The following is a 21,283-nucleotide window of genomic DNA, read 5'->3' as shown; positions in this document are numbered from 1 at the left end:
CTTGCAAATAGATAGCGATAGGGAGAGGATGAGGTAGATGAGAAAGAGAAACCGGGTCATTAAGGGCGTAACCTCGCTGACGATGGCATTGGCGCTGGTTATTGTCGCGGCCTGCGGCAATAACAGTCCATCGGAGTCTTCTGCGAACGAGGGCAAGTCAAGTGAACCGCTGAAGAAGGTAAAGATCCAGCTGAAATGGGTGCCGCAGGCCCAGTTCGCGGGGATATTCGTTGCCAAGGAAAAAGGCTTCTACGAGCAAGAAGGATTAGATGTGGAGATTGTGCCGGGCGGGCCGGATGTCGTTATTGAGCAGCAGGTGGTGAACGGCGCGGCGGATATCGGCGTCACGAGCTTCGACAGCCTGTTGGTGAACCGGGACAACGGATTGCCGCTCGTCTCGGTGGCGCAGATTTTGCAGAAAAGCTCTTATCGGTTTGTTGCCGGCAAAGCTTCCGGGATTGACGCGCCGGCGAAGATGAAAGGCAAGAAGGTAGGCATGTGGACGGGAAGCCAGCAGTTCCAGGTGCTCGCTTTTATGGAGAAGAACGGCCTTGATCCGCAGAAGGATGTCGAGCTGGTGAAGCAGGGCTTTACGATGGACCAGTTCTTTAACAAGCAGCTGGATGTAGCGATCTCTACCGTCTATAACGAGTATCATGTCGTGCTGGAGAGCGGGGTAAAACCGGAGGATTTGTTCGTTTACGACTTTGAGGATGCGGGCGTTGGGATGCTGGAGGATACGCTGGTGGTGAAGGAGGATTGGCTGAAAAATAACCGGGACACCGCGGTTAAGGCCATCCGCGCCACGATGAAGGGCTGGAACTACGCCATCGCCAATCAGGGGGAAGCCGTCGATATCGTGATGAAGGCGGTAACGGAAGGCAGTACGACGAAGGAGCATCAGACGACCATGCTGATGGAGATGGCGAAGCTTGTGAAGCCGGAAGGATTCACGGATGCCCAGGTCGGCTCCTTCGTAGATGATGCCGTGCAGCGGACGGTAGATATTTCGCTCAAATACGGATTAATCAAAGCGGCGCCTGATCTAAGCAAAGCAATAGACAAGACTATTCTGGCGGACGCGGAAAAAAGCTAGCTATTAGATGGAGAAGCTGCCCTCACCCGAGGGCAGCTCTCTGACTAGCCGTATAAATTCGAATCTCGTACATACTTATATGTCATCGGAGACTTGGACGGGAGGGAACGGGACATGAGTGTGGAGCAGCACGCAACGATTAATGCGGAACGGCTGAACCGGCATATCGAGGAGCTGGCGCAGATCGGAAGGATTGGGGAGACCGGCGTATGCCGGCTGGCTTTGTCGAAGGAAGACAGAGCCGGCGTAGAGCAGGTAAAGAGCTGGATGGAAGAAGCGGGAATGAGCGCAAGAATAGATCCTTTTGGCAATCTGATCGGCGTATATAGAGGAAAACATCCGGAGCTTCCGGTCCTTATGCTTGGCTCCCATGTCGACTCCCAGCCTTACGGCGGACGGTATGACGGGGCTATCGGCGTTCTTGGAGCGATTGAAGCGGTACAGACGATGGCGGAAAAAGGCATTATGCCCGAAATGGACATTGAAGTCGTCGCTTTCTGCGATGAAGAGGGCTGCCGCTTCAACAAAGGGTTATTTGGCGTCCGCGGCATGACGGGCAAGCTTGAGGAAGGGGAGCTTGACCGGACGGACAAGAATGGCGTAACTCGCCGGGAAGCCTTGCTGGAGTTCGGCTGCGACCCGGCAGAGTTTGAAGGATATACATTCGAGGCGGGCAGGATCGGCGCGTTCCTGGAGCTTCATATTGAACAAGGGCCGGTGCTCGAAGCGCTGGATTCGCCAATCGGCATTGTAACCGGCATTTCCGGTCCGCTCTGGTGGACGGTTGAGCTAAACGGCTTTGCCGGACATGCGGGCTCGGTGCCCATGCCGATGAGGCGGGACGCGCTGGTTGGAGCGGCCAAGGTAATCGTCGCTCTTAACGACCTCGCCCGTCTGGAGGAAGGGGCTTCGACGGTGGGGACGGTAGGCTCGCTGTCCGTATTCCCGGATTCGCGCAACATTATCCCGGAAAAGGTGACGTTTACGGTTGACCTGCGGGATATCGTGCTTTCCCGCCGGAACGAGCGGGAGCAGCAGCTGCTGGATACCATTCAGGATATCTGCGATGAGCATGGCCTGCAATATCTGATCCGGGAGGATACGAACAGCGAGCCGCGGTATTGCGCGGAATGGATGAAGGACATCTTGCGGAAGGAAGCGTCCGGCATGGGAATGAAGCCGCCCGAGCTGATGAGCGGGCCGTTCCACGATTCGCTGACGATGTCTTACGTGACGGATTACGGCATGATTTTTGTCCGGTGCAAGGACGGCATCAGCCATAACCCCAAGGAGTATTCGTCTCCGGAGGATATCGCGCTGGGTGCGGAGCTGCTGTACCGGTCGGCTGTACGCATTGCGAGCGGGAAAGGGAGGAGAAGCGATGAGTAAGGTAACGATTGGGCTAATTCAGGCATCCCATGACGTACATGGCGATGAACCGGTAGAAGCTCACAAGAAGGCTGCTATTGAGAACCATATTCGTCTCGTACGCGAAGCCGCTGCCAAAGGCGCTCAGATGATCTCGCTGCAGGAGATTTTCTACGGCCCGTATTTCTGCGCGGAGCAGGTTACCAAATGGTATGACGCGGCGGAAGAAATTCCGAACGGTCCTACAACTAAGCTGTTCCGGGAGCTTGCCAGGGAGCTGTCCGTCGTTATTATCCTTCCGATTTATGAGCGGGACGGCATTGCGAGCTACTATAACACCGCTGCGGTCATTGACGCGGACGGCGCTTATCTCGGCAAATACCGCAAGCATCACATCCCGCATGTAGCGGCAGGCGACGGGGGCTGCGGCTTTTGGGAGAAGTATTATTTCAAGCCGGGCAATCTGGGTTATCCGGTATTCGATACGGCTTACGCGAAGGTTGGCGTATACATCTGTTATGACCGGCATTTTCCGGAGGGGGCCCGTGCGCTTGGGCTGAACGGGGCGGAGATTGTTTTTAATCCGTCCGCGACGGTTGCGGGGACCTCGGAATATTTGTGGAAGCTGGAGCAGCCGGCTCATGCGGTGGCAAACGGCTATTACGTGGCGGCTATTAATCGGGTCGGATACGAGGCGCCTTGGAATATGGGGGAGTTTTACGGACAGTCGTATTTGGCGGATCCGCGCGGCTCAATCGTCGCCATCGGCAGCCGGGATAAAGATGAGGTTGTCGTCGGCGTGATGGACAAAGAACTGATCCGCGAGGTGCGAAATATTTGGCAGTTTTATCGGGATCGCAGGCCGGAAACGTACGACAGCATCATAAACCTATAATAAGCGCTGAGGGAAGGGGGATGAACGGATGACTGCAACGTTTATATCCGCAGAATCTTTGCGGCGCAATTTTGCCGAGGTGAAAGCCGGGATGAAGCCCAAGGAAGCGATCGAGGAGTCGAACCGCTGCCTGTATTGCTATGATGCACCGTGTATCAAGGCTTGTCCGACAGGCATCAACATTCCGTCCTTTATCAAGAAGATCGCCTCCGGCAACATGAAAGGCTCGGCCCGCGCCATCATGGAGGCGAATCCGGTCGGAGCAAGCTGCTCGCGGGTATGCCCGACGGAGGAGCTCTGCGAAGGGGCTTGCGTGCTTAATCATTCGTCCAAGCCGATTATGATCGGGGATTTGCAGCGTTACGCGACCGATTGGGCAATCCGCAACGAGCAGGTGCTTTTCAAAGCGGGAAGCAGCAACGGGAAAAAGGCCGCTATTATCGGAGGTGGACCCGCAGGCTTGTCGGCGGCCAGGGAGCTTGCCCGATTCGGCTTTGCGGTCACCGTGTTCGAAGCGAAGGAGCAGGCAGGCGGCCTTGATACGTACGGCATTGTAAGCTTCCGATTGCCGCAGGAAATCTCGCTCTGGGAAGTCGAGCAGGTCAGGCAGCTTGGCGTAGAGATCCGTACGGGCGTAAGGGTTGGGATTGATATCAGCATCGAGGAAATCAAGCAGCAGTACGATGCGATTGTGCTGGCCATCGGCATGTCCAAGGTGCCTAAGCTGGGAATCGAAGGGGAGGAGCTCCAAGGCGTGCATGACGCGATCGAGTTCGTGGAATCAACGAAATCGTCTATCCGGACGGACTTTGCGGGGAAAAAGGTTGCCGTTATCGGTGCCGGCAATACCGCCATTGACGCGGCGACCTGTTCGGTTCGGCTTGGAGCGGACGAGGTAACGATTGTCTACCGCAGGACTTCCGCGGAGATGACGGCCTACGATTTCGAATACGACTTTGCGAAGCAGGACGGCGTTAGGTTCCAATGGCTGACCGCGCCAAAGCGGATTGTTGGAGATTCGGCGGGCCATGTTACGGCGCTTGAATGCACGCTGATGAAGCTTGAAGAGAGCGGCGGCCGGATCCGGCCGGTGCCGGTGGAAGGCTCGGAGTTTTTTATGGATGTGGATGCGGTTGTTCTTGCCATTGGTCAAACGCGCCATATCGGCTTGATCGAGCAGCTTGGCCTTACGCATAAACGCGGAATCGTTGCGATTGATCCGGTTACGTTCCAAACGTCCGATCCGCAGGTGTATGCGGCCGGCGATGTGATTTTTGGCGACGGGCAAGGGGAAGCAATGGTTGTGTCGGCGGCGCAGCAGGGCAAGAAAGCGGCGTATGCCATCTATCGGCAGCTGGTGAAGGAGCAGGAGGAGACGGCGTAATGGATGCTTACGAGGCAAGAAACACCACCAATGGCTTAGATTAACCATTTTTATGGCAATTCTTTTTAGGAGGGAACGCGATGGCTGATTTGCGTATCAATCTGGCGGGCATATCCTCGCCGAATCCGTTCTGGTTAGCGTCGGCGCCGCCAACGAATACGGGCTACCAGGTGCAGCGGGCTTTCGAGGCGGGTTGGGGCGGAGCGGTATGGAAGACGCTTGGGGATCCGATTATCAATACCTCGTCGAGGTTTGCGGCCGTGCATTTTAACGGGCAGCGCGTGGCGGGCTTCAACAATATCGAGCTGATTACGGACCGGCCGCTTGAGGTCAATCTGAAGGAGATTTACGAGACGAAGAAACGGTTTCCGAACCATGCCGTCGTGGTGTCCCTCATGGTAGAGCCGAAGCGGGAGAAGTGGCATGAGATTGTAAAAAAAGTCGAGGCCGCAGGCGTAGACGGACTGGAGCTAAACTTCGGCTGTCCGCATGGCATGGCGGAGCGCGGCATGGGCTCGGCTTCCGGCCAGCAGCCGGATCTCGTTGAAGCGCAAACGATGTGGGCGAAGGAAGCGGCCAAAACGCCGGTCATCGTAAAGCTGACGCCCAACATTACGGATATTACGGCCACTGCCAAAGCGGCGGTTCGAGGAGGTGCGGATGCGATCTCGCTCATCAATACGATCAACTCGCTGGCCGGGGTGGATCTCGATACCTGGAACACGATCCCGCATGTCGGAGGCAAAGGCGCTCATGGCGGCTATTGCGGTCCGGCGGTGAAGCCCATCGCGCTGAACATGGTGGCGGAATGCGCGCGCAATGCTCATGTTAATGTGCCGATTTCCGGAATTGGAGGCGTCTCCAATTGGCGCGACGCGGTCGAGTTTATGCTGATGGGCGCAACGGGCGTGCAGGTCTGTACGGCGGCTATGCATCACGGCTTCAGCATCGTGGAGGATATGATTGACGGGTTGAGCAACTACCTGGACGACAAAGGATTATCCTCGGTTACCGAGCTGATTGGCAAATCCGTTCCCCGGTATTCGGATTGGGGCGATCTTGATCTGAACTATCAGGTGGTTGCGCGGATTCATGAGGAGAACTGCATCGTCTGCAACAAATGCCATATTGCCTGCGAGGATACGTCGCATCAATGCATTGAGCGCCTGACAACGGATGACGGCCGTGCTTACCTGAAGGTGCGGGAAGAGGATTGCGTCGGCTGCAATCTTTGTTCGATCGTTTGTCCGGTGGAAGATGCGATCTCCATGGTCGAGATTCCTTCCGGCGAGCTGCCCATGTCCTGGAATGAGCGCCAGAAGGCGGTTGCTTCCGTCGGCGATTCCAATCAAGCGCAAGACGGCGCGAGCAAGGAGGCGGTATAAGCGATGGGTACGAAAATCATACGAAACGGCACAGTAGTAACCGCAGCGGACACGTATCAAGCGGATGTGCTTATTGAGGACGGCGTTATTAAGCAGATTGGCCTCGGCCTTGCGGCGGAGGGGGCGGAAATCATTGACGCAGCGGGGAAATACGTGTTCCCGGGCGGGGTAGATCCGCATACCCATCTGGATATGCCGTTTGGCGGGACCGTGACGGCCGATGATTTCGAGACGGGGACAAGAGCGGCGGCCTTTGGCGGGACAACAACGATTATCGATTTTTGCCTGACGGACAAAGGAAAGCCGCTAAGCGAGTCGCTTCGGAAGTGGCACGCGAAAGCCGGCGGCAAAGCCGTTATCGACTACAGCTTCCATCTGATGATCAGCGAGATCAATGAAGCCGTGCTGGCGGAGCTGCCTTCCATCGTGAAGGACGAAGGGATTACTTCGTTTAAGGTATTTATGGCGTACAAAAACGTGTTCCAAGCGGATGACGGAACATTATACCGGACTATGTTATCGGCCAAGGAGCTTGGCGCCATGGTGATGGTGCATGCCGAGAATGGCGATGTCATCGAGTTTCTGGTAGGGAAGGCGCTTGCCGAAGGGAATACGGACCCGATCTACCATGCGCTCACCCGGCCGTCCGCCATCGAAGGCGAGGCAACGGCACGCGCGGCCGCTCTAGCCGAACTCACGGGAGCAAGGCTGTATGTCGTGCATGTCACCTGTGCGGAAGCGGTGAAGGCGATCAGCGAAGCGAGAACCCGCGGCGTTGACGTATGGGGCGAGACCTGCCCGCAATATTTGGTGCTCGATCAGACGTGCCTCGCGCTGCCGGATTTCGAAGGGGCCAAGTATGTCTGGTCTCCGCCGCTCCGGGAGAAGAGCCATCAAGAGGTGCTCTGGAATGCGCTTATAACGGGTTCATTGCAGACGCTGGGCTCCGATCAATGCTCCTTTAACTTCAAAGGGCAGAAGGATCTGGGGAAGGGCGATTTCAGCAAAATTCCAAACGGAGGTCCGGTCATTGAGGACCGATTCTCGATCTTGTATTCGGAAGGAGTTGCGAAAGGCCGGCTGACGCTTAACCAATTCGTGGAGATTGTCTCGACCCGCAACGCCAAGCTGTTCGGCTTATTCCCGCGCAAAGGGACGATTGCCGTCGGCAGCGACGCGGATATCGTTATTTTCGATCCAACGGCGGAAAGAACGATCTCGGCGGAGACTCATCATATGAACGTGGATTACAACCCCTTTGAAGGGCTGCGGGTGAGCGGCATGCCGGAAAGCGTATTGTCGCGCGGCGAGTTTGTGATACGGAATCAAGCTTTCGTAGGGGAAGCGGGGACGGGGCAATTCCTGAAGCGCGCGACATATAAGCAGGACAATGCGGGCGCCAAAGAACAGGTTGAACAGCTGTAAGCAGTGATAAGGATGCAGGCGGGAAGAGGAAGACATTCAACGGAGGTGCTTACTTATGTCCGCTTACCAGGAGTTTCTCGAAGAGAAGCAAAAGCTGGATGCTTATATCGGCAGGCAGTTCAGAATTCATAACGTAGTGGAGAATTTGAGCGGCGCAACCATTGAGCTTGTTCATCCCGGCGGGGAGAGCGCGGTGCTGCAGCTGCTCTCCGCGGATGCCCGGAAATATATGTCCAATCTGGTGGTGAAGCAGCTGGCTTCCTCCGGTTGGAACGATGCCGGGTAACTATTAAACTACTGGATCGCTCCGTAGGTGTATTCGTATGCATGTAATGCGAGCTCAATAGCCAGCCGTTTGTCCGCAACAAGGTAGTCATCCCCTAACAGCGACGCTATTTTCTCGAGCCGATGATAAAGCGTCTGCCGGACGATAAACAGCTCCTTGGCCGCATCCTGCTTGGAGCCGGACAGAGAGAGAAATACCTTCAGCGTCTTGAGCAGCTGCCCGTTTTTCTCCTGATCGTACCGCGCCAGCGGGCCGATATATTCCTCGATGAGGGCGGGCAGCATTCCGGTCTTCTTGAGACCCGATATGATTCGGTACGTGTGCAGATCGTTGAAAAAAGGCGAGCTCAGCGGTCCGATATCCGTCTGGATGGCAACCGTCTCTTGCGCGGACTCGTAGCCCTCCTTGGCGCGGGACAGATCGGTTACATATTTGCCGATGCCCATCGTTCCCGCGAATAAGGCCGTATCCGGGTTATGTTCGGTTCTTCTCAGGCGGTCAATGGCGCGGAGGAGGCGCTCCTTCCACTTGAGCTGCTTCATCTGATCGATAAGGACAAAGACGATATGATCATGAAAAATAGCGGGGAGAAGAAAGTAGCCTTCGCCTTCGAAGATGGCACGGGCTACCATGTTTTTCTGGATAAGCAGCTCTTCGCCTTCCTTCCACTCCGCCAGCTTCACGTTCAAACGGAATACGCAAACGGTCAAGCCGTACAGCTTGGCGGCGGGCTTAATCGAGCCGATATACTCCCGGACCTCCTTCTCGGCATGCTTGCCGCCCAGCCAATCCGTCACCCACATTTCATCCTTGTAGCGCCGTCTCTCCTCCATATATTTGGTACGCATCATTTCTTGGGCGACAGCGGTAGCGCAGCGGTCTAAAGCGAGAATCTGAAATTCGCTCAGCTCCTGCTCCGACTGCAGCAGCAAATCGGCAAACAGATGGTCCAGGGCAAGAATCGGGCGGTGCGCGAGACCGCGCTTCTGGTCGGGGGTGGCAAACATTTCGCCGTAAATCCATTGCTCGTAGAAGCTGTCTGCTTTGGCTTTGGGCATAGGCGGAACAAACTCTGCTTCGGCATTTAGCGGGAAGAATGCGACTTGGGTGCCGGTCGAGTGGTGGAGAAGCTTAAGCAGCGGCACAATGCCTTTGCCGGAGAGCAGCAGCTGGTTCAGCTTGGTGGAGAGTGCTTCGAGCTCGTAGACCATGCGGTGATGCTGATCGATGAAGTAAGCGTGCAGGTCTTGGGTAATGTCGATATAACGAACCTCCTCGTGAAAAAAAAGGAGAGGAAAGTTCTCGCTTTTAGCCAGCTCGATCATGGCATCGGATGGCTTTTTGGTGTAGGTGCCGAGCTCGATGCAGAGGCCGGAGGCTCCGGAATCGATGAGCTGCCTGAGGAAGGATAGGCTTAGCTCCTCGTCGTCATGCCAGCCGATGCCGGTAGAGAGGATCAGCTCATTGCCGCTTAGAAGCTTGCCAATCTGGGTAACTTCCATAATGTGGACCCATCGTACGGTGCGACTCAGCGCTTCTTCGCTTGCGATCGCCTCCGCCTTCTGAAACAGCGGGCGCTGCAGGATGTCTCTAACGGTTAGCTGCATTAACGTTTCAACCATGGACATTCACCGCCCTAACGTGGAATAGTGGGGGAATCTTTCTTCGATAGGCCTCGATATTGGTTTTCTCACATTATACAAGAGGTTAGAATCGGCAGGCAACGTAACGCATAGCGGCAGGTGGATAAGGAGAAAGGGAGGGAGCGTATATGGAGATTGGGGTTCCGAAAGAGAGAAAAAGCTCGGAGCATCGCGTTGCTCTGACGCCCGGCGGCGTTTATGAGCTCGTGAGGCATGGGCATCGCGTGTTTGTGGAGACGGAAGCGGGAGCGTCCTCAGGATTTTCGGATGAACAGTATCTGGCGGCTGGAGCTATAGTTGTGGCGGATGCGGATGAAGCTTGGTCAAGGGATATGGTCGTGAAGGTGAAGGAGCCGCTGAAGGAAGAGTACCGGCATTTCCGTGAAGGGCTGGTGCTGTTTACTTATTTGCATCTGGCCGCGGAGCGGGAGTTGACCGAGGCTTTGGTGCAGCATAAAGTGACGGCGATCGCTTACGAGACCGTTCAGCTGGCAAGCGGGCAGCTGCCGCTGCTCACCCCGATGAGCGATATCGCCGGAAGAATGGCGGCTCAGGTCGGAGCGCAGTTTTTGGAAAAGGTGCATGGAGGCAGAGGGATTCTGCTGGGCGGCGTTCCCGGCGTGCGGAAAGGGCGCGTCGCCATTATCGGCGGCGGCGTTGTAGGAACGGGCGCCGCGCAGATTGCGCTTGGACTTGGCGCCGACGTGTCCATTATAGACCGCGATGCCGATAGGCTGCGGGTGCTGGAGGACCGGTTCGGCGGCCGGGTGCAGACGCTCGCCTCGCATTCCCGGCAAATCGCCGAGGCTGTAGCCGAATCGGATCTTGTAATTGGAGCGGTACTGATTCCCGGCGCCCGTGCGCCAAAGCTAGTGACGGAGGACATGGTCCGCGCCATGCCGGCAGGCTCGGTTATCGTAGACGTCGCCATTGACCAGGGCGGCAGCGTGGAGACCATCGACCGGATTACGACGCATGCCGAGCCGGTCTTCGAGAGGTTTGGCGTCCTGCATTACGCCGTCGCCAACATGCCGGGCGCCGTGCCGTATACGGCAACGGCGGCACTAACGAACGCCACGCTGCCGTACATGCTCGCGCTTGCCGACCGCGGCGTCCGCACCGCGCTTGCCGGCAGCGAGCCGATCCGGCGCGGCGTGAATGCCATGGACGGCTGCGTCACCCATGAAGCCGTCGCCGCCGCGCATCAAATGAGCTATACCCATGTGAGCGAGCTGCTAAACTCATCGATCGCGTGAGAGAGCCCCCGTGAGGCTGGATTGTTCCAGCTTGCGGGGTTCTTTTTTGCCTAAGAGGGGTGCGCCGCTTGCTTGGCTTCCGGCTGTAAGGCTAGAAATACTCTAGAAAAAGCAGCTAATCCGGCAGTGAAGGGCTGGAAACCGTCTATCAGGCTGTCGGTAGGACTCTAAGGGGGCTGAAATAGGCCCGGCGTCCTTATAGGGTCCTTAACCCGGCTCGCACAGGCAAGAAGAAAGCTCTTAAAGTCCCTAAGGGACCTTAAGGAACCGCGAATAGCCCGGCATCGCCACCTGTTTGTCCGTTCCGGCCTTACTTCCGAATCTCTTGCGAGCGCGCAGCAACGGCACATCCTCCAATCATTTATTCTACGATTTTCCTCATTCTCAATAATTTCTTCATCTACCATTTACGTTCCTCAAACACTTGAAAACTATAATCGCTAAGTATGCCTAGCATTCGATAGATAGAGAGAAGAAGGAAGCCAAGCAATAGGGAGAGAGGAGACACATGTGAAATTACACAAAAAAGCTGGGGTTGTACTAGCCGCATTTTGGCTGTTTTTGACCGTAATGGGCGGAACGGCCGAGGCGCATTTCAGCTCGACGGGGTTCTCGGATATTACCGTTAAGGATAAGAACCTGGAATACAGCTTGTTCTTGCTGGAGAGGGAATTGCTTGAGGCTATGCCACGACTTGATGGCAACGGTGACGGCAGGCTTTCAGAAGACGAGCTGTCCAGTGAAAACGACGCGCTCACCGCGCTCGTTCATGACAAGCTTATCGTCACGGGCAACAGCAAGGTTGGCACGGGAGTTGTACTCGCAGCCAAACAGACCGAAAAAGCAAAAGTGCCGATGATCGAGATCGACATCAACTATGATTTCGCCGAGCCTGTCGACCGGTACATGGTTCAATATAACTTTTATGACGGAACAAACCCCGATCACCGCAGCTATGCAACTATCCGGATGGGGAAGCAATCCATCGTGCAGGTGATTAACAGCTCGAACAATATTTTGCAGATGGAAGGCTACCATGGAACGGATGCGGCAAGCTCCGATGCGGGCACCGCTCAAGGTGATGCTGATTCGAAGCCATTAGCCGCTTCATCCACGTGGACAAGCACCCTGAAGGATTACGTGACGATGGGGATGGAACATATCTGGTCGGGCGCCGATCACATGCTGTTCCTCTGCGGGCTAATCCTTGCCTCGGGCACAAGCGGCTGGACGATGCTGAAGCTGGTCTCGGCCTTTACGGTTGGACACAGCATCACGTTGGTTCTATCCGCGATGGATCTGGCGTCGTTGTCACCGCTTATCGTGGAGCCTCTTATTGCGCTCAGTATCGTCTTTGTCGCTTTTGAGACGATGTTCCGCAAAAGATTCCCGCAGCTGCAAGGCAAGCAGATTGCCGTCACGGTGTTGTTCGGGATGGTGCATGGCTTTGGCTTTGCGGAGATTTTGCACGGAACGATGTCGGGCAACATTGCATTGCCGCTCTTCTCCTTTAATCTTGGCGTTGAGATTGGCCAGCTCGTTGTACTGGCGATCGTCATACCGATTCTGTGGTTGATCCGGAAGCTGATTACAAGCTCACGCAACCGTCAAATCTGGTGGACGTATGCGACCTCCTCGGTGGTTGGTTTAATGGGGCTTTATTGGCTGATCGAACGCCTGATTTCAGACTTCACGATGTAACAACCTATCTATTCATTCAGAAGGAGTGTTTCCTATTATGGTAAGCAAGAGATACAAGAAATGGATCTCTAGCATTCTGCTGGCAAGCATGCTCATGAGCTTGTTGTCCTCTGTAGGCGTTGTTGCGGCTGCAGAAGAAAATACCGTGCCGGAGCTGTTTGTCTCCGAGATTCATCCTGACGTAGCGGGTACGGATGATTACGAGTTTTTCGAAGTATACAATAACTCGAATAAAACGATTCGTTTGAACGATTATACATTCCTGTACCGTTATCCTGACCCAACAGCTTCGCCGGATGCAACGTTCAGCTTCGGTGAGAAGACGTTGGACCCGGAGCAAGCAATGGTGTTTTGGTATAATCCCAAAAACTTTGCTCTGACTGATTTTAATGCCAAATACGGCGTAAACCTGACGGACAGCCAGATCGTCCAGGTTACAGGCTTTAACGGATTTTCCAACTCGGCTGACCGCGCGGTTGTCATTAAAAACAGCCAAGGAACGGAAATTTCGAGTTCCAGCTACACGGCCTCTACAGATGTTGGCGCCGGTCTTGGCGACCACTACATGCTGCCAGCAGCAGGCGGCGTGCCAACCGATAAATTTGCAGTGAAATCTGCTCCAACTCCGGGCACACTGGCACAAGGACAAATTCCGACGGTTCACTACCAATTCCCTGAAGGCCCGGTTAACCAGGCTCCGGTTATTACCCATTCTCCGGTAACGGCAGGAAGCAGTGAACAGGACCTTACGATTACGGCGCAAATTACGGATGCCGATGACACGGCTACGGCGGCGGTCTTTTACAAGAACCCGTCCGACGCTGCGTTTACCTCGGTACCGATGAGCAATACGGGCGGTTCGGATTTTTCCGCGGTTATTCCAAAAGCTTCTCTTACGGGAACCGAGCTGCAGTACTATATTGAAGCTGCGGATGCGGTTAACCATGTAAAATCGTCTACATACACGGTTGCAATCGAGCAGCATAACTTTGATTACTCGAAAGTGCCTCCCATGCTTATTACGGAGCTTGTACCGGATAGTGCAAACATAAACGTTGACGGGAAAGACTGGGACGCTTACGAATTTGTCGAGCTGTATAACAATACGACTCGTCCGATTTTATTAAGTGATTACAAGCTGCTCTATCGTTATACGGATTCTTCAAAGCCGGACGGAATATGGGAGCTGCCAAGCACGGCGGTTATTCCTCCTCTAAGCAACGTTGTATTATGGGTCATGAACGGGGCTAATAAAGATCTTAAAGCAGAAGATTTTAACGCCAACTATAAATCGTCCCTTGTAGAAAATACAAACCTGTTCCGCATCGATGGCGGCGACGGTATGGCTAACGGCGGCCAGCGCAAAATCGTTATCGCATCGAAGACGGGCAAGGAAATTTCCGAGGCATTTTATGAGACAGATCAACAGACTGTCGCGAACAAAGGGATATTCTATCAATATCCGGTAGATGGCACCAACAAGATGAAGCTGGTCAACGCAGGCGTTAATGCAGCAACTCCGGGTAATGTCGAAGCAACCCTGCTTCCGCTTCAACCGGCTCCAGCCATTAATGAACTGCCTGTTATCACGCATACGCCACCCGCATCCGGGAGCATCGATAGTGACCTGATGGTACAAGCAGCCATCGTGGACTCGGACAGCAGCTCTGTAACAGCATCGTTATACTATAAACTTGGCGATTCGGCAGAATACACTTCCATTTCAATGACAGCCGGAGACAACGACGTGTTCTCGGCGAACATTCCGAAGGAAGCTTTTACCGACTCCCAGCTGCAATATTACATTCAAGCAAGCGACGGTACCGATACGGTCAAATCGAACACCTTCACGATAACGATTGAGCTTGGCAACGTAGATTATTCGAAGCTTTCACCTTTGATGGTGACGGAGATTGTTCCGGACTCCACAAACGTAGGTACGGCGGACGGCTACGAGTTTGTCGAGATCTACAACAACACGGACAAAACCGTTAACTTTAAAGACTACAAGATCCAATACCGTTATACCGCTTCGGGACCGGATGCCGATGTGGTCTGGCCGACGGATTCGGAGGACCTGCTTATTCCTTCGAAAAAGACGCTGGTGTTCTGGGTCATCAACAGCCAGAACAAGCAAAAAACCGTTGCCGACTTCAACGCTAACTACGGCACGAATCTTGTAGAAGGCACGGATATCGTCAAGATGTACAGCGACGGCATGGCAAACGGCGGCGGACGCGGCATTGTTATTGCATCGAATACGAAGACGGAAATCTCGGCCGTTTATTACGACACGGACGCGGAGACAGTTGCGAACAAAGGGATTTTCTACAAATATTCGCCAACCGGCAGCACGCAGATGGTCAAATACAGCGCCGGTACGGAAGCGGCGACACCGGGCTCCGCAGCTCCGGTTCAGGTACCTGTCATTACCGTTAAGACGCCGGTGGATACATTAAATCCTACCTATAAGGATTTGACGGCAACGCCGGAAATCGACAAATCGAAAAACCTCTCGATCGTAGCGGAAGCCCATGACGAGAACAATGTTAAATCCGTAGCTCTCTATTACAAGAGCAACCTGGATGCGCAATATACGAAGCGTTACCTGGCAGAAAGCTTTGACGACACGCTGTATCACTACACGATCTACTCGCCGGAGCTGATCGGCCGCGATTACATCGAGTATTATTACGTTATCTCAGATGGCCAGAATGAAGTAACGACAGATAAATACCGCACAAACGTGACTGGCAATACGGATCATTCGCCGCTGCGCCTGAATGTCAAAGACGGGGATTTCCTTGGCGGCATTAAGGTGCTGAAGGCAACAGCGGAGAGTGCGCCTGCTTCGGAGCTTCATCTGTCCATCGACCAGACTGAAGCGACAGAAGGAACGTACAGCGCGGTCGAGCAGGATGCCTACTTCGCTTTCGAAGCGAACGGCGTTAACTACTATTTTAAGAACGGCGTTACAATGGGAGACGAAATTCTGTCGATCTTCCTGGATCCGATCAACACGTATACAACGCTGACGGTACCCATCGCGGCGGAACGCCTGAAGGGCGGAAGCAACATTATCTCCATCCGTGCAGGTACAAAGGCATCGCCGTTTGATGACCGCCCGGAAGAGAACAAGGATGATTTCACCGTACGTAATGTAAGACTTGTATTTGCGGACGGTACGGAAATCTTTGACGATCGTTACAAAAACCGGGATACCGTTATCCCGATGGGCGACAGTGCCGGCAAAAATCCGGTTGTAGATTTCAACTTTGTTATTCCGGATGAGCTGCTTGCATCGAAGGCTTATGCGCTGGATACAACAAAGCTGTCCGACGGTGAGCATACCGTGAAGGTGAGCCACTCCCAATATGGAGAGAAAGCTGCCGTTGTGAAGGTGGATAATACCGCGCCGGCTGTTACAACCACTCTTCAAGACGGAAAAGAATACCGCGGTGCGTTCACGATTGACGCTGCCGCTCAAGACGCGTTGTCCGGCGTGGATAAAGTACAGGTGTGGCTCGACGAGACGCCAATCGCAATCCCGTATGCAACGGCCTCCAAGGATTTGACGGGCGGAGAGCATGTATTCAAAGTCCAGGCAACCGATAAAGTCGGCAACGTAGCCGTGAAGGAAGTTACCTTCTCCGTACCGGACGAGAATCCGCTCAAGCCGGAGCTGGTGTCGCCAACGGATGCTGCAACGGGTACTGACCGCAACGCGGTTCTGTCCGTTAAAGTGAAGGATCCTACGAACGACAAAATGGATGTTTCCTTCTACCAAGGCTTTAAGTATGACGGAGCCAATAAAGACGGCTTTATGGGCTTCCGCAACGCAGCGGATGTCGAGCCTCCGAAGGAAGTTGCTCCTGCCGGGGAACAAGCGATGACGGATGAAGATTATTCGCTGATCGGGTCAGCTGACGGTCAATATCTCACCGATGATTCCACGGAGAAATTCCCTTATCAGCGGTTCCAGGTGCAGCTTGATCCTTCCGTGAAGGATACGGACCAGATTGAACTGAGCTGGAAAGGAAAATCGCTGGAAGGCCGTAAAGTCAGCATGTATGTATGGAGTCCGTCCAAAAAACAATGGATTAGCGTAGATTACAAAGTAGCGGGCGCGGAAGACTTTACGCTTGGCGCCTGGGTTACAGCCGGAGAATTTGCGGATAATCACACGCTGCAGGTGATGGTCCAGGACGAGCTGCCGGCATCGCAAGAAAACTATGATTTCTCGTTTGCCTGGATGTCCGATACGCAGTATTACTCGGAAAGCTATCCGTACATCTACGAGGATATCGTCAACTGGATTGCCGACAACAAAGAGAAGAACAAAATCAAATACGTCATTCACACCGGCGATATTGTCGATGAAGCGGATAAAGAAATTCAATGGCAGCGTGCGGATAAAGACATGAAGGTGCTGGAAGACGCGAACATTCCTTACGGCGTGCTTGCCGGCAACCATGACGTTGACCATCAGCTCGGCGCTTACGATTACTACTGGAACTACTTCGGGGAAGACCGGTTCAAGGATCAACCGACTTACGGCGGTTCCCTGGATAACAACCGCGGTCACTATGACCTTGTATCCTCGAACGGCAATGACTTTATTATGTTATACATGGGCTGGGGGATCCGCGATTCGGATATCGACTGGATGAACGAGGTGCTGGCGAAATATCCGGACCGCAAAGCGATCCTGAACTTCCATGAATTCCTGCTTGTATCCGGCAACCGGGCTCCGATTGCGGATAAGATTTTTGAAGAGGTCGTGCAAAAGAACAAAAACGTATTTGCCGTCCTTTCCGGCCACTACCATGACTCCAAGCTTCTTGTAAGCGAACTGGACGACAATGGCGACGGCCAGGCAGACCGCAAGGTTTATCAAATGCTGTCCGACTACCAAGGCGGTCCGGAAGGCGGTCAAGGCTATATCAAGCTGCTTCAGTTCGATATCGCCAATGACAAAATGTACGTAAAAACGTATTCGCCGTACATGGACGACTATAACTTCTACGATCCAAGCGATACGACAAAACAAGAAGAATTTACGCTGGATGTGGATCTGACACCGCAAGTAAAACGCGTATCGACCGACTACATGGGCGTGAACGTTTATTCCGATCAGCCGATCGGCAAGGCAGATCAGGTAACAAGCGGAGAGCAGGCGTCCGTGAATTGGAGCGGCTTAAACGCCAATACCAAGTATCAATGGTACGCGGTAGCCGAAGATGCATTTTCCGGCAAGACTTTGTCCGACATTTGGAGCTTTAAGACAGGTACATCAGCTGCCGATCAAACGGCTCCAACCTGGAACAACGGAAGCCTAACCGTATCGAATATCGGCAAAACCTCGCTGAATCTGTCTTGGACAGGCGCATCCGATGACGTAGGGGTTACGGAGTACAAGGTATACAAAAACAACGTAGAGCTCGCAACCGTATCGGGTACGACCTACAATGTTACCGGCTTGACGGCCGATACTTCCTACTCGTTCAAAGTGGAAGCGGGAGATGCTTCCGGTAAATGGAGCACAAACGGACCTTCGGCGACGGGCAAAACAACGGCCGATTCCGGCACGACTCCTCCTGTTGAAGTGCCTGGCGGCGGTTCGGGCAATGGCGGACAAACACCGGTGAAAACCTCCGATGGCGTCAGCCTGGAAGGAACAACGAACGGTTCTACTCTGACCGTAACGGCTAAGGCGCTGAATCAGGCAATCGATATGATTGCGGGACAAAAAGGCCAAACGATTGAAATTACGGCGGATTCCACGCAAGCCGTAAGCGCGGAACTGCCAGCACGCGTGCTGCTCGAAGCGTTGAAAAAAGCACCGAATCTGACGATTTCGGTTCATATCGGCGTTATGAGCTATGATCTGCCGATTAGCGCCCTTAATCTGCCAGCTACTATTGGCACGGACGCTTCGATCGTAATCAAGATTGATCCGGTAGACAGCACATTGTCGAGCACGATGAAGGATAAGGCAGCACAATCTGGCGTCAAGCTGGTTGGTACTCCGGTTGAGTTTAGCGTCATTCTTCAATCGAACGGTAATACGCAAGAAATTCATGATTTCGGCAAGACGTATGTATCCCGTACGCTCGACATCAACCAGACTTTGGATGCTTCGCATTCCACAGCGGTGATGTACAACGAGGCGACTGGCACGTTTACATTCGTGCCGGCAACCTTCAAAACCGCAAACGGACATACGATTGTGACGATTCAACGTAACGGCAACAGTATTTATGCGGTTGCGCAGCTGAGCAAAACCTTCAGCGACCTGAGCAAGCATTGGGCAAAGGCGGATATCGAGCTGATGGCCTCCAAGCTGATTGTCAAAGGCACCAGCAACGATAAATTCGCTCCTAATGCCGTTGTAACGCGCGCTGAATTTGCGGCTATGGTCGTTCGTGCGCTTGGTATCTCCGAAGATCAAGCAGCAGCATCCTTCAAGGATGTAAGCAGCAAGGACTGGTTCGCAGGCGCGGTAGGCGCAGCGGTGAAAGCAGGCATTGTAAAAGGCTACGAAGGCAATAGCTTCAAGCCTAATGCTTCGATTACCCGCGAAGAGATGGCGGTAATGATCTCCCGTGCTCTCGCGTTTACAGGCAAACAGCCTGCCGGAGCTGCCTCGGAGCTGAATGCCTTTAAGGACAAAGCTTCGATCGAAGCTTGGGCGAAGCAGGCTGTCGCGCAAGCGGTTGAAGCGAGGATTATCGAAGGCAAGACGGGCGGCAATTTTGCACCGGACAGCAAAGCTACCCGCGCGGAAGCAACCGTTTTGCTGAAGCGACTGCTCGAATACGTAGATTTTATTTAAAGTAATGTGTGCATGAAAAATAGGTCAGCCAGACTTTTCTGGCTGGCTTATTTTTTTGTCGATTTTGGTGACAGGGCAATATGAGGAAGTCGAAGAGTAACGACGAATAGGCGTATTGTATGATATACTTTCTTAACCTAACGATTGTTGAAGGGAAGACCATTTCGTGAATAATTCGGTTCAAATAAAAGCGTTGAAACATGGCAATCTCCTGCATTACGAGTGGAACACCGATCTGCTGGAGGAAGGGGACGGCTATGTGTTTGTTCTTGGCCGTTACGGCAGGAAGCTTCAGCATCATACGAAGAAATCCGTGTTTACCGTAAACAACTGGTCCATCGAGTTTTTCTCGAGCAAGCATTGGTTCACAGTCAGCGCGGCTGTTGTAGACGGCAAGATTAATGAATATTATTGCAATATTAATCAGCCTGCGCTCATTAACGGCAGCGAAATATCCTTTGTTGACTATGACCTGGATCTTGTTCAGCGAGGCGGCGAATGGATGGTTATAGATGAAGACGAATTTGCCGAAAAAGCGATTAAGTTCGGATATCCGGAGCAGCTGATGAAGCAGGTCAGGGAAGAGCTGGCCGGGCTGCAGAAGCGGGTGGCGGAGCGGCAGTTTCCTTTTGACGGAACCATTGAACGGTTGATGGCTCGAATTCCGGACCAGCAAGCAAATGTTACAAATCCGACTGTATAAGAAGGAATTTAGCGCGGGATGTAGAAGTAAACAAGAAATTATTCCACTACTACTATGGACGTTAAGGATGAAGAACGATGCTTAAGGATAAAATTTTGAACAGACAGGCGGGCATCATCACCTACGGCATGACTCCGCCTAAATCAAGCCACACGCCGGAGAAGCTGGCCGAAATTTCGGAAAAGCAGTACGAGCGTCTGAAGAACCTCGACATTGACGGCTTAATTCTGTATGACGTTCAGGATGAAGCGGACCGGACGGATGAGGAGAGACCTTTCCCGTACCTTGAAGCGCTCGATCCAACCTCTTACAGCAAGAACTACCTGAACTACTGGAAGGTTCCCAAAATTATTTACCGCGTGGTTGGCAACAACTCGGAAGAAAGCTTCGCGGAATGGCTGAAGCAGGATGCCGAAGAAGACCGGTTCTCGGTCTTTGTGGGTACTTCCTCGAGCAAGCAGCAGACTACGATGAAGCTGCCGGAAGCCTATGAGCTCAGCAAAAAACTGAACGACCGGTTAACGCTGGGCGGCGTCGTTATTCCAGAGCGCCACATGAAGAAAAACGACGAGCATCTGCGTATCAGGGAGAAGGTAGACGGCGGATGCAAGTTCTTTATCTCGCAGGCCACCTTTAATGTGGAAGCATCGAAGAATATGCTGTCCGACTACTACTATTATTGCCAAGAGCAAGGCATCGAGACCGTGCCGATTCTGTTCAACTTAGCACCATGCGGGTCGCAGAAAACGCTCGAGTTCATGAAGTGGCTGGGCATCAGCATTCCGAAGTGGCTGGAGAACGATCTGATTAAGTCCACCGATATTTTGGACAAGTCGGTTGCGCTGTCGTTGAAAATCTTCGAAGAGCTGTTTGAGTTCGGCATCGAGAAAGGCATCCCGATTGGCTGCAGTATCGAAAGCGTATCGACGCGCAAAGTCGAGATCGAAGCTTCGGTGCAGCTGGTGAAAGACATTAAAACGATGATTGACCGTAAGCTTGGCGTTCACGCCATTGTATAAACCAAAGGCCGCTGTTAAAGCCGGAGCTTGTTAAGAGCCCCGCTTGAACAGCGGCTTTTTTTCCTCTTATAGCCTCCTTTTTTAATGTAAACCTATCCCCTTAATGCCTGTCATCTAGTAGGGAATATCCCATTAAATAGGGTAATTCCATAGATCGAATATTGAAATACCAATACAATATCTATCGGAACAAGCCGTATCGTCAATTCAAAGCCAAATGATGCTTAGATACCATAGTTATAATAATTATTTTCGAAAATAAAAATATCACGTGAAAAATATGAAAT

13 protein-coding genes are annotated in these 21,283 nt (G+C 53.2%); 12 read left to right on the top strand and 1 reads right to left on the bottom strand.

Annotated elements, in window-relative coordinates; all coding sequences use genetic code 11:
* The first annotated feature begins 37 nt into the window (after nt 1-37).
* From EV294_RS13895 to EV294_RS13865, 7 genes are all read left to right on the top strand, one after another.
* Nucleotides 38-1,096 carry an ABC transporter substrate-binding protein gene (locus tag EV294_RS13895; RefSeq protein WP_132307690.1) on the top strand — a complete coding sequence of 353 codons (1,059 nt, stop codon included), beginning with the start codon at nt 38-40 and terminating at the stop codon, nt 1,094-1,096.
* A gap of 114 nt (nt 1,097-1,210) precedes the next feature.
* A complete protein-coding gene (locus EV294_RS13890; protein WP_132307688.1) occupies nt 1,211-2,485 on the top strand; it encodes a M20 family metallo-hydrolase in 1,275 nt (424 codons plus the stop codon).
* A complete protein-coding gene (locus EV294_RS13885; RefSeq protein WP_132307686.1) occupies nt 2,478-3,359 on the top strand; it encodes a nitrilase-related carbon-nitrogen hydrolase in 882 nt (293 codons plus the stop codon). Before EV294_RS13890 ends, EV294_RS13885 begins: the two co-directional genes overlap by 8 nt.
* Before the next feature lie 28 nt (nt 3,360-3,387).
* Entirely contained in the window at nt 3,388-4,743 is a 1,356-nt protein-coding gene (locus EV294_RS13880) for an NAD(P)-dependent oxidoreductase (protein WP_132307684.1), read from the top strand.
* 80 nt (nt 4,744-4,823) lie between these two features.
* On the top strand, nt 4,824-6,128 hold the full coding sequence (gene preA, locus EV294_RS13875; RefSeq protein ID WP_132307682.1) for an NAD-dependent dihydropyrimidine dehydrogenase subunit PreA: 1,305 nt from the start codon (nt 4,824-4,826) through the stop codon (nt 6,126-6,128).
* 3 nt (nt 6,129-6,131) lie between these two features.
* A complete protein-coding gene (hydA, locus tag EV294_RS13870; protein WP_132307681.1) occupies nt 6,132-7,553 on the top strand; it encodes a dihydropyrimidinase in 1,422 nt (473 codons plus the stop codon).
* A 55-nt stretch (nt 7,554-7,608) separates the two neighbouring features.
* Nucleotides 7,609-7,839, top strand: a complete 231-nt coding sequence (locus tag EV294_RS13865) for a hypothetical protein (RefSeq protein WP_132307679.1) — start codon at nt 7,609-7,611, stop codon at nt 7,837-7,839.
* An 8-nt stretch (nt 7,840-7,847) separates the two neighbouring features.
* Here the strand turns inward: EV294_RS13865 and EV294_RS13860 are convergent, their stop codons facing one another.
* Nucleotides 7,848-9,461, bottom strand: coding sequence for a PucR family transcriptional regulator (locus EV294_RS13860; RefSeq protein WP_132307677.1), 1,614 nt, complete (start codon nt 9,459-9,461; stop codon nt 7,848-7,850).
* Nucleotides 9,462-9,610: 149 nt separating this feature from the next.
* On the opposite strand from EV294_RS13860, the gene ald reads away from it, so the two are divergent.
* From ald to EV294_RS13835, 5 genes are all read left to right on the top strand, one after another.
* Nucleotides 9,611-10,738, top strand: coding sequence for an alanine dehydrogenase (ald, locus tag EV294_RS13855; protein WP_132307675.1), 1,128 nt, complete (start codon nt 9,611-9,613; stop codon nt 10,736-10,738).
* A gap of 510 nt (nt 10,739-11,248) precedes the next feature.
* Entirely contained in the window at nt 11,249-12,439 is a 1,191-nt protein-coding gene (locus tag EV294_RS13850; protein WP_132307673.1) for a HupE/UreJ family protein, read from the top strand.
* A 37-nt stretch (nt 12,440-12,476) separates the two neighbouring features.
* Nucleotides 12,477-19,274, top strand: coding sequence for an S-layer homology domain-containing protein (locus tag EV294_RS13845; protein ID WP_132307671.1), 6,798 nt, complete (start codon nt 12,477-12,479; stop codon nt 19,272-19,274).
* A 166-nt stretch (nt 19,275-19,440) separates the two neighbouring features.
* Nucleotides 19,441-19,977 carry a DUF402 domain-containing protein gene (locus tag EV294_RS13840; protein WP_132307669.1) on the top strand — a complete coding sequence of 179 codons (537 nt, stop codon included), beginning with the start codon at nt 19,441-19,443 and terminating at the stop codon, nt 19,975-19,977.
* A gap of 77 nt (nt 19,978-20,054) precedes the next feature.
* Nucleotides 20,055-20,996: a methylenetetrahydrofolate reductase gene (locus EV294_RS13835; RefSeq protein ID WP_132307667.1), complete on the top strand. Its 942-nt coding sequence runs from the start codon at nt 20,055-20,057 to the stop codon at nt 20,994-20,996.
* Nucleotides 20,997-21,283: the final 287 nt, after the last annotated feature.

The sequence above is a fragment of the Paenibacillus sp. BK033 genome, from assembly GCF_004345425.1.
In the GTDB taxonomy this organism is placed as follows: domain Bacteria; phylum Bacillota; class Bacilli; order Paenibacillales; family Paenibacillaceae; genus Pristimantibacillus.
The sequence above is the reverse complement of the archived record's forward strand: the minus strand, read 5'-3'. Positions and strand labels throughout refer to the sequence as shown.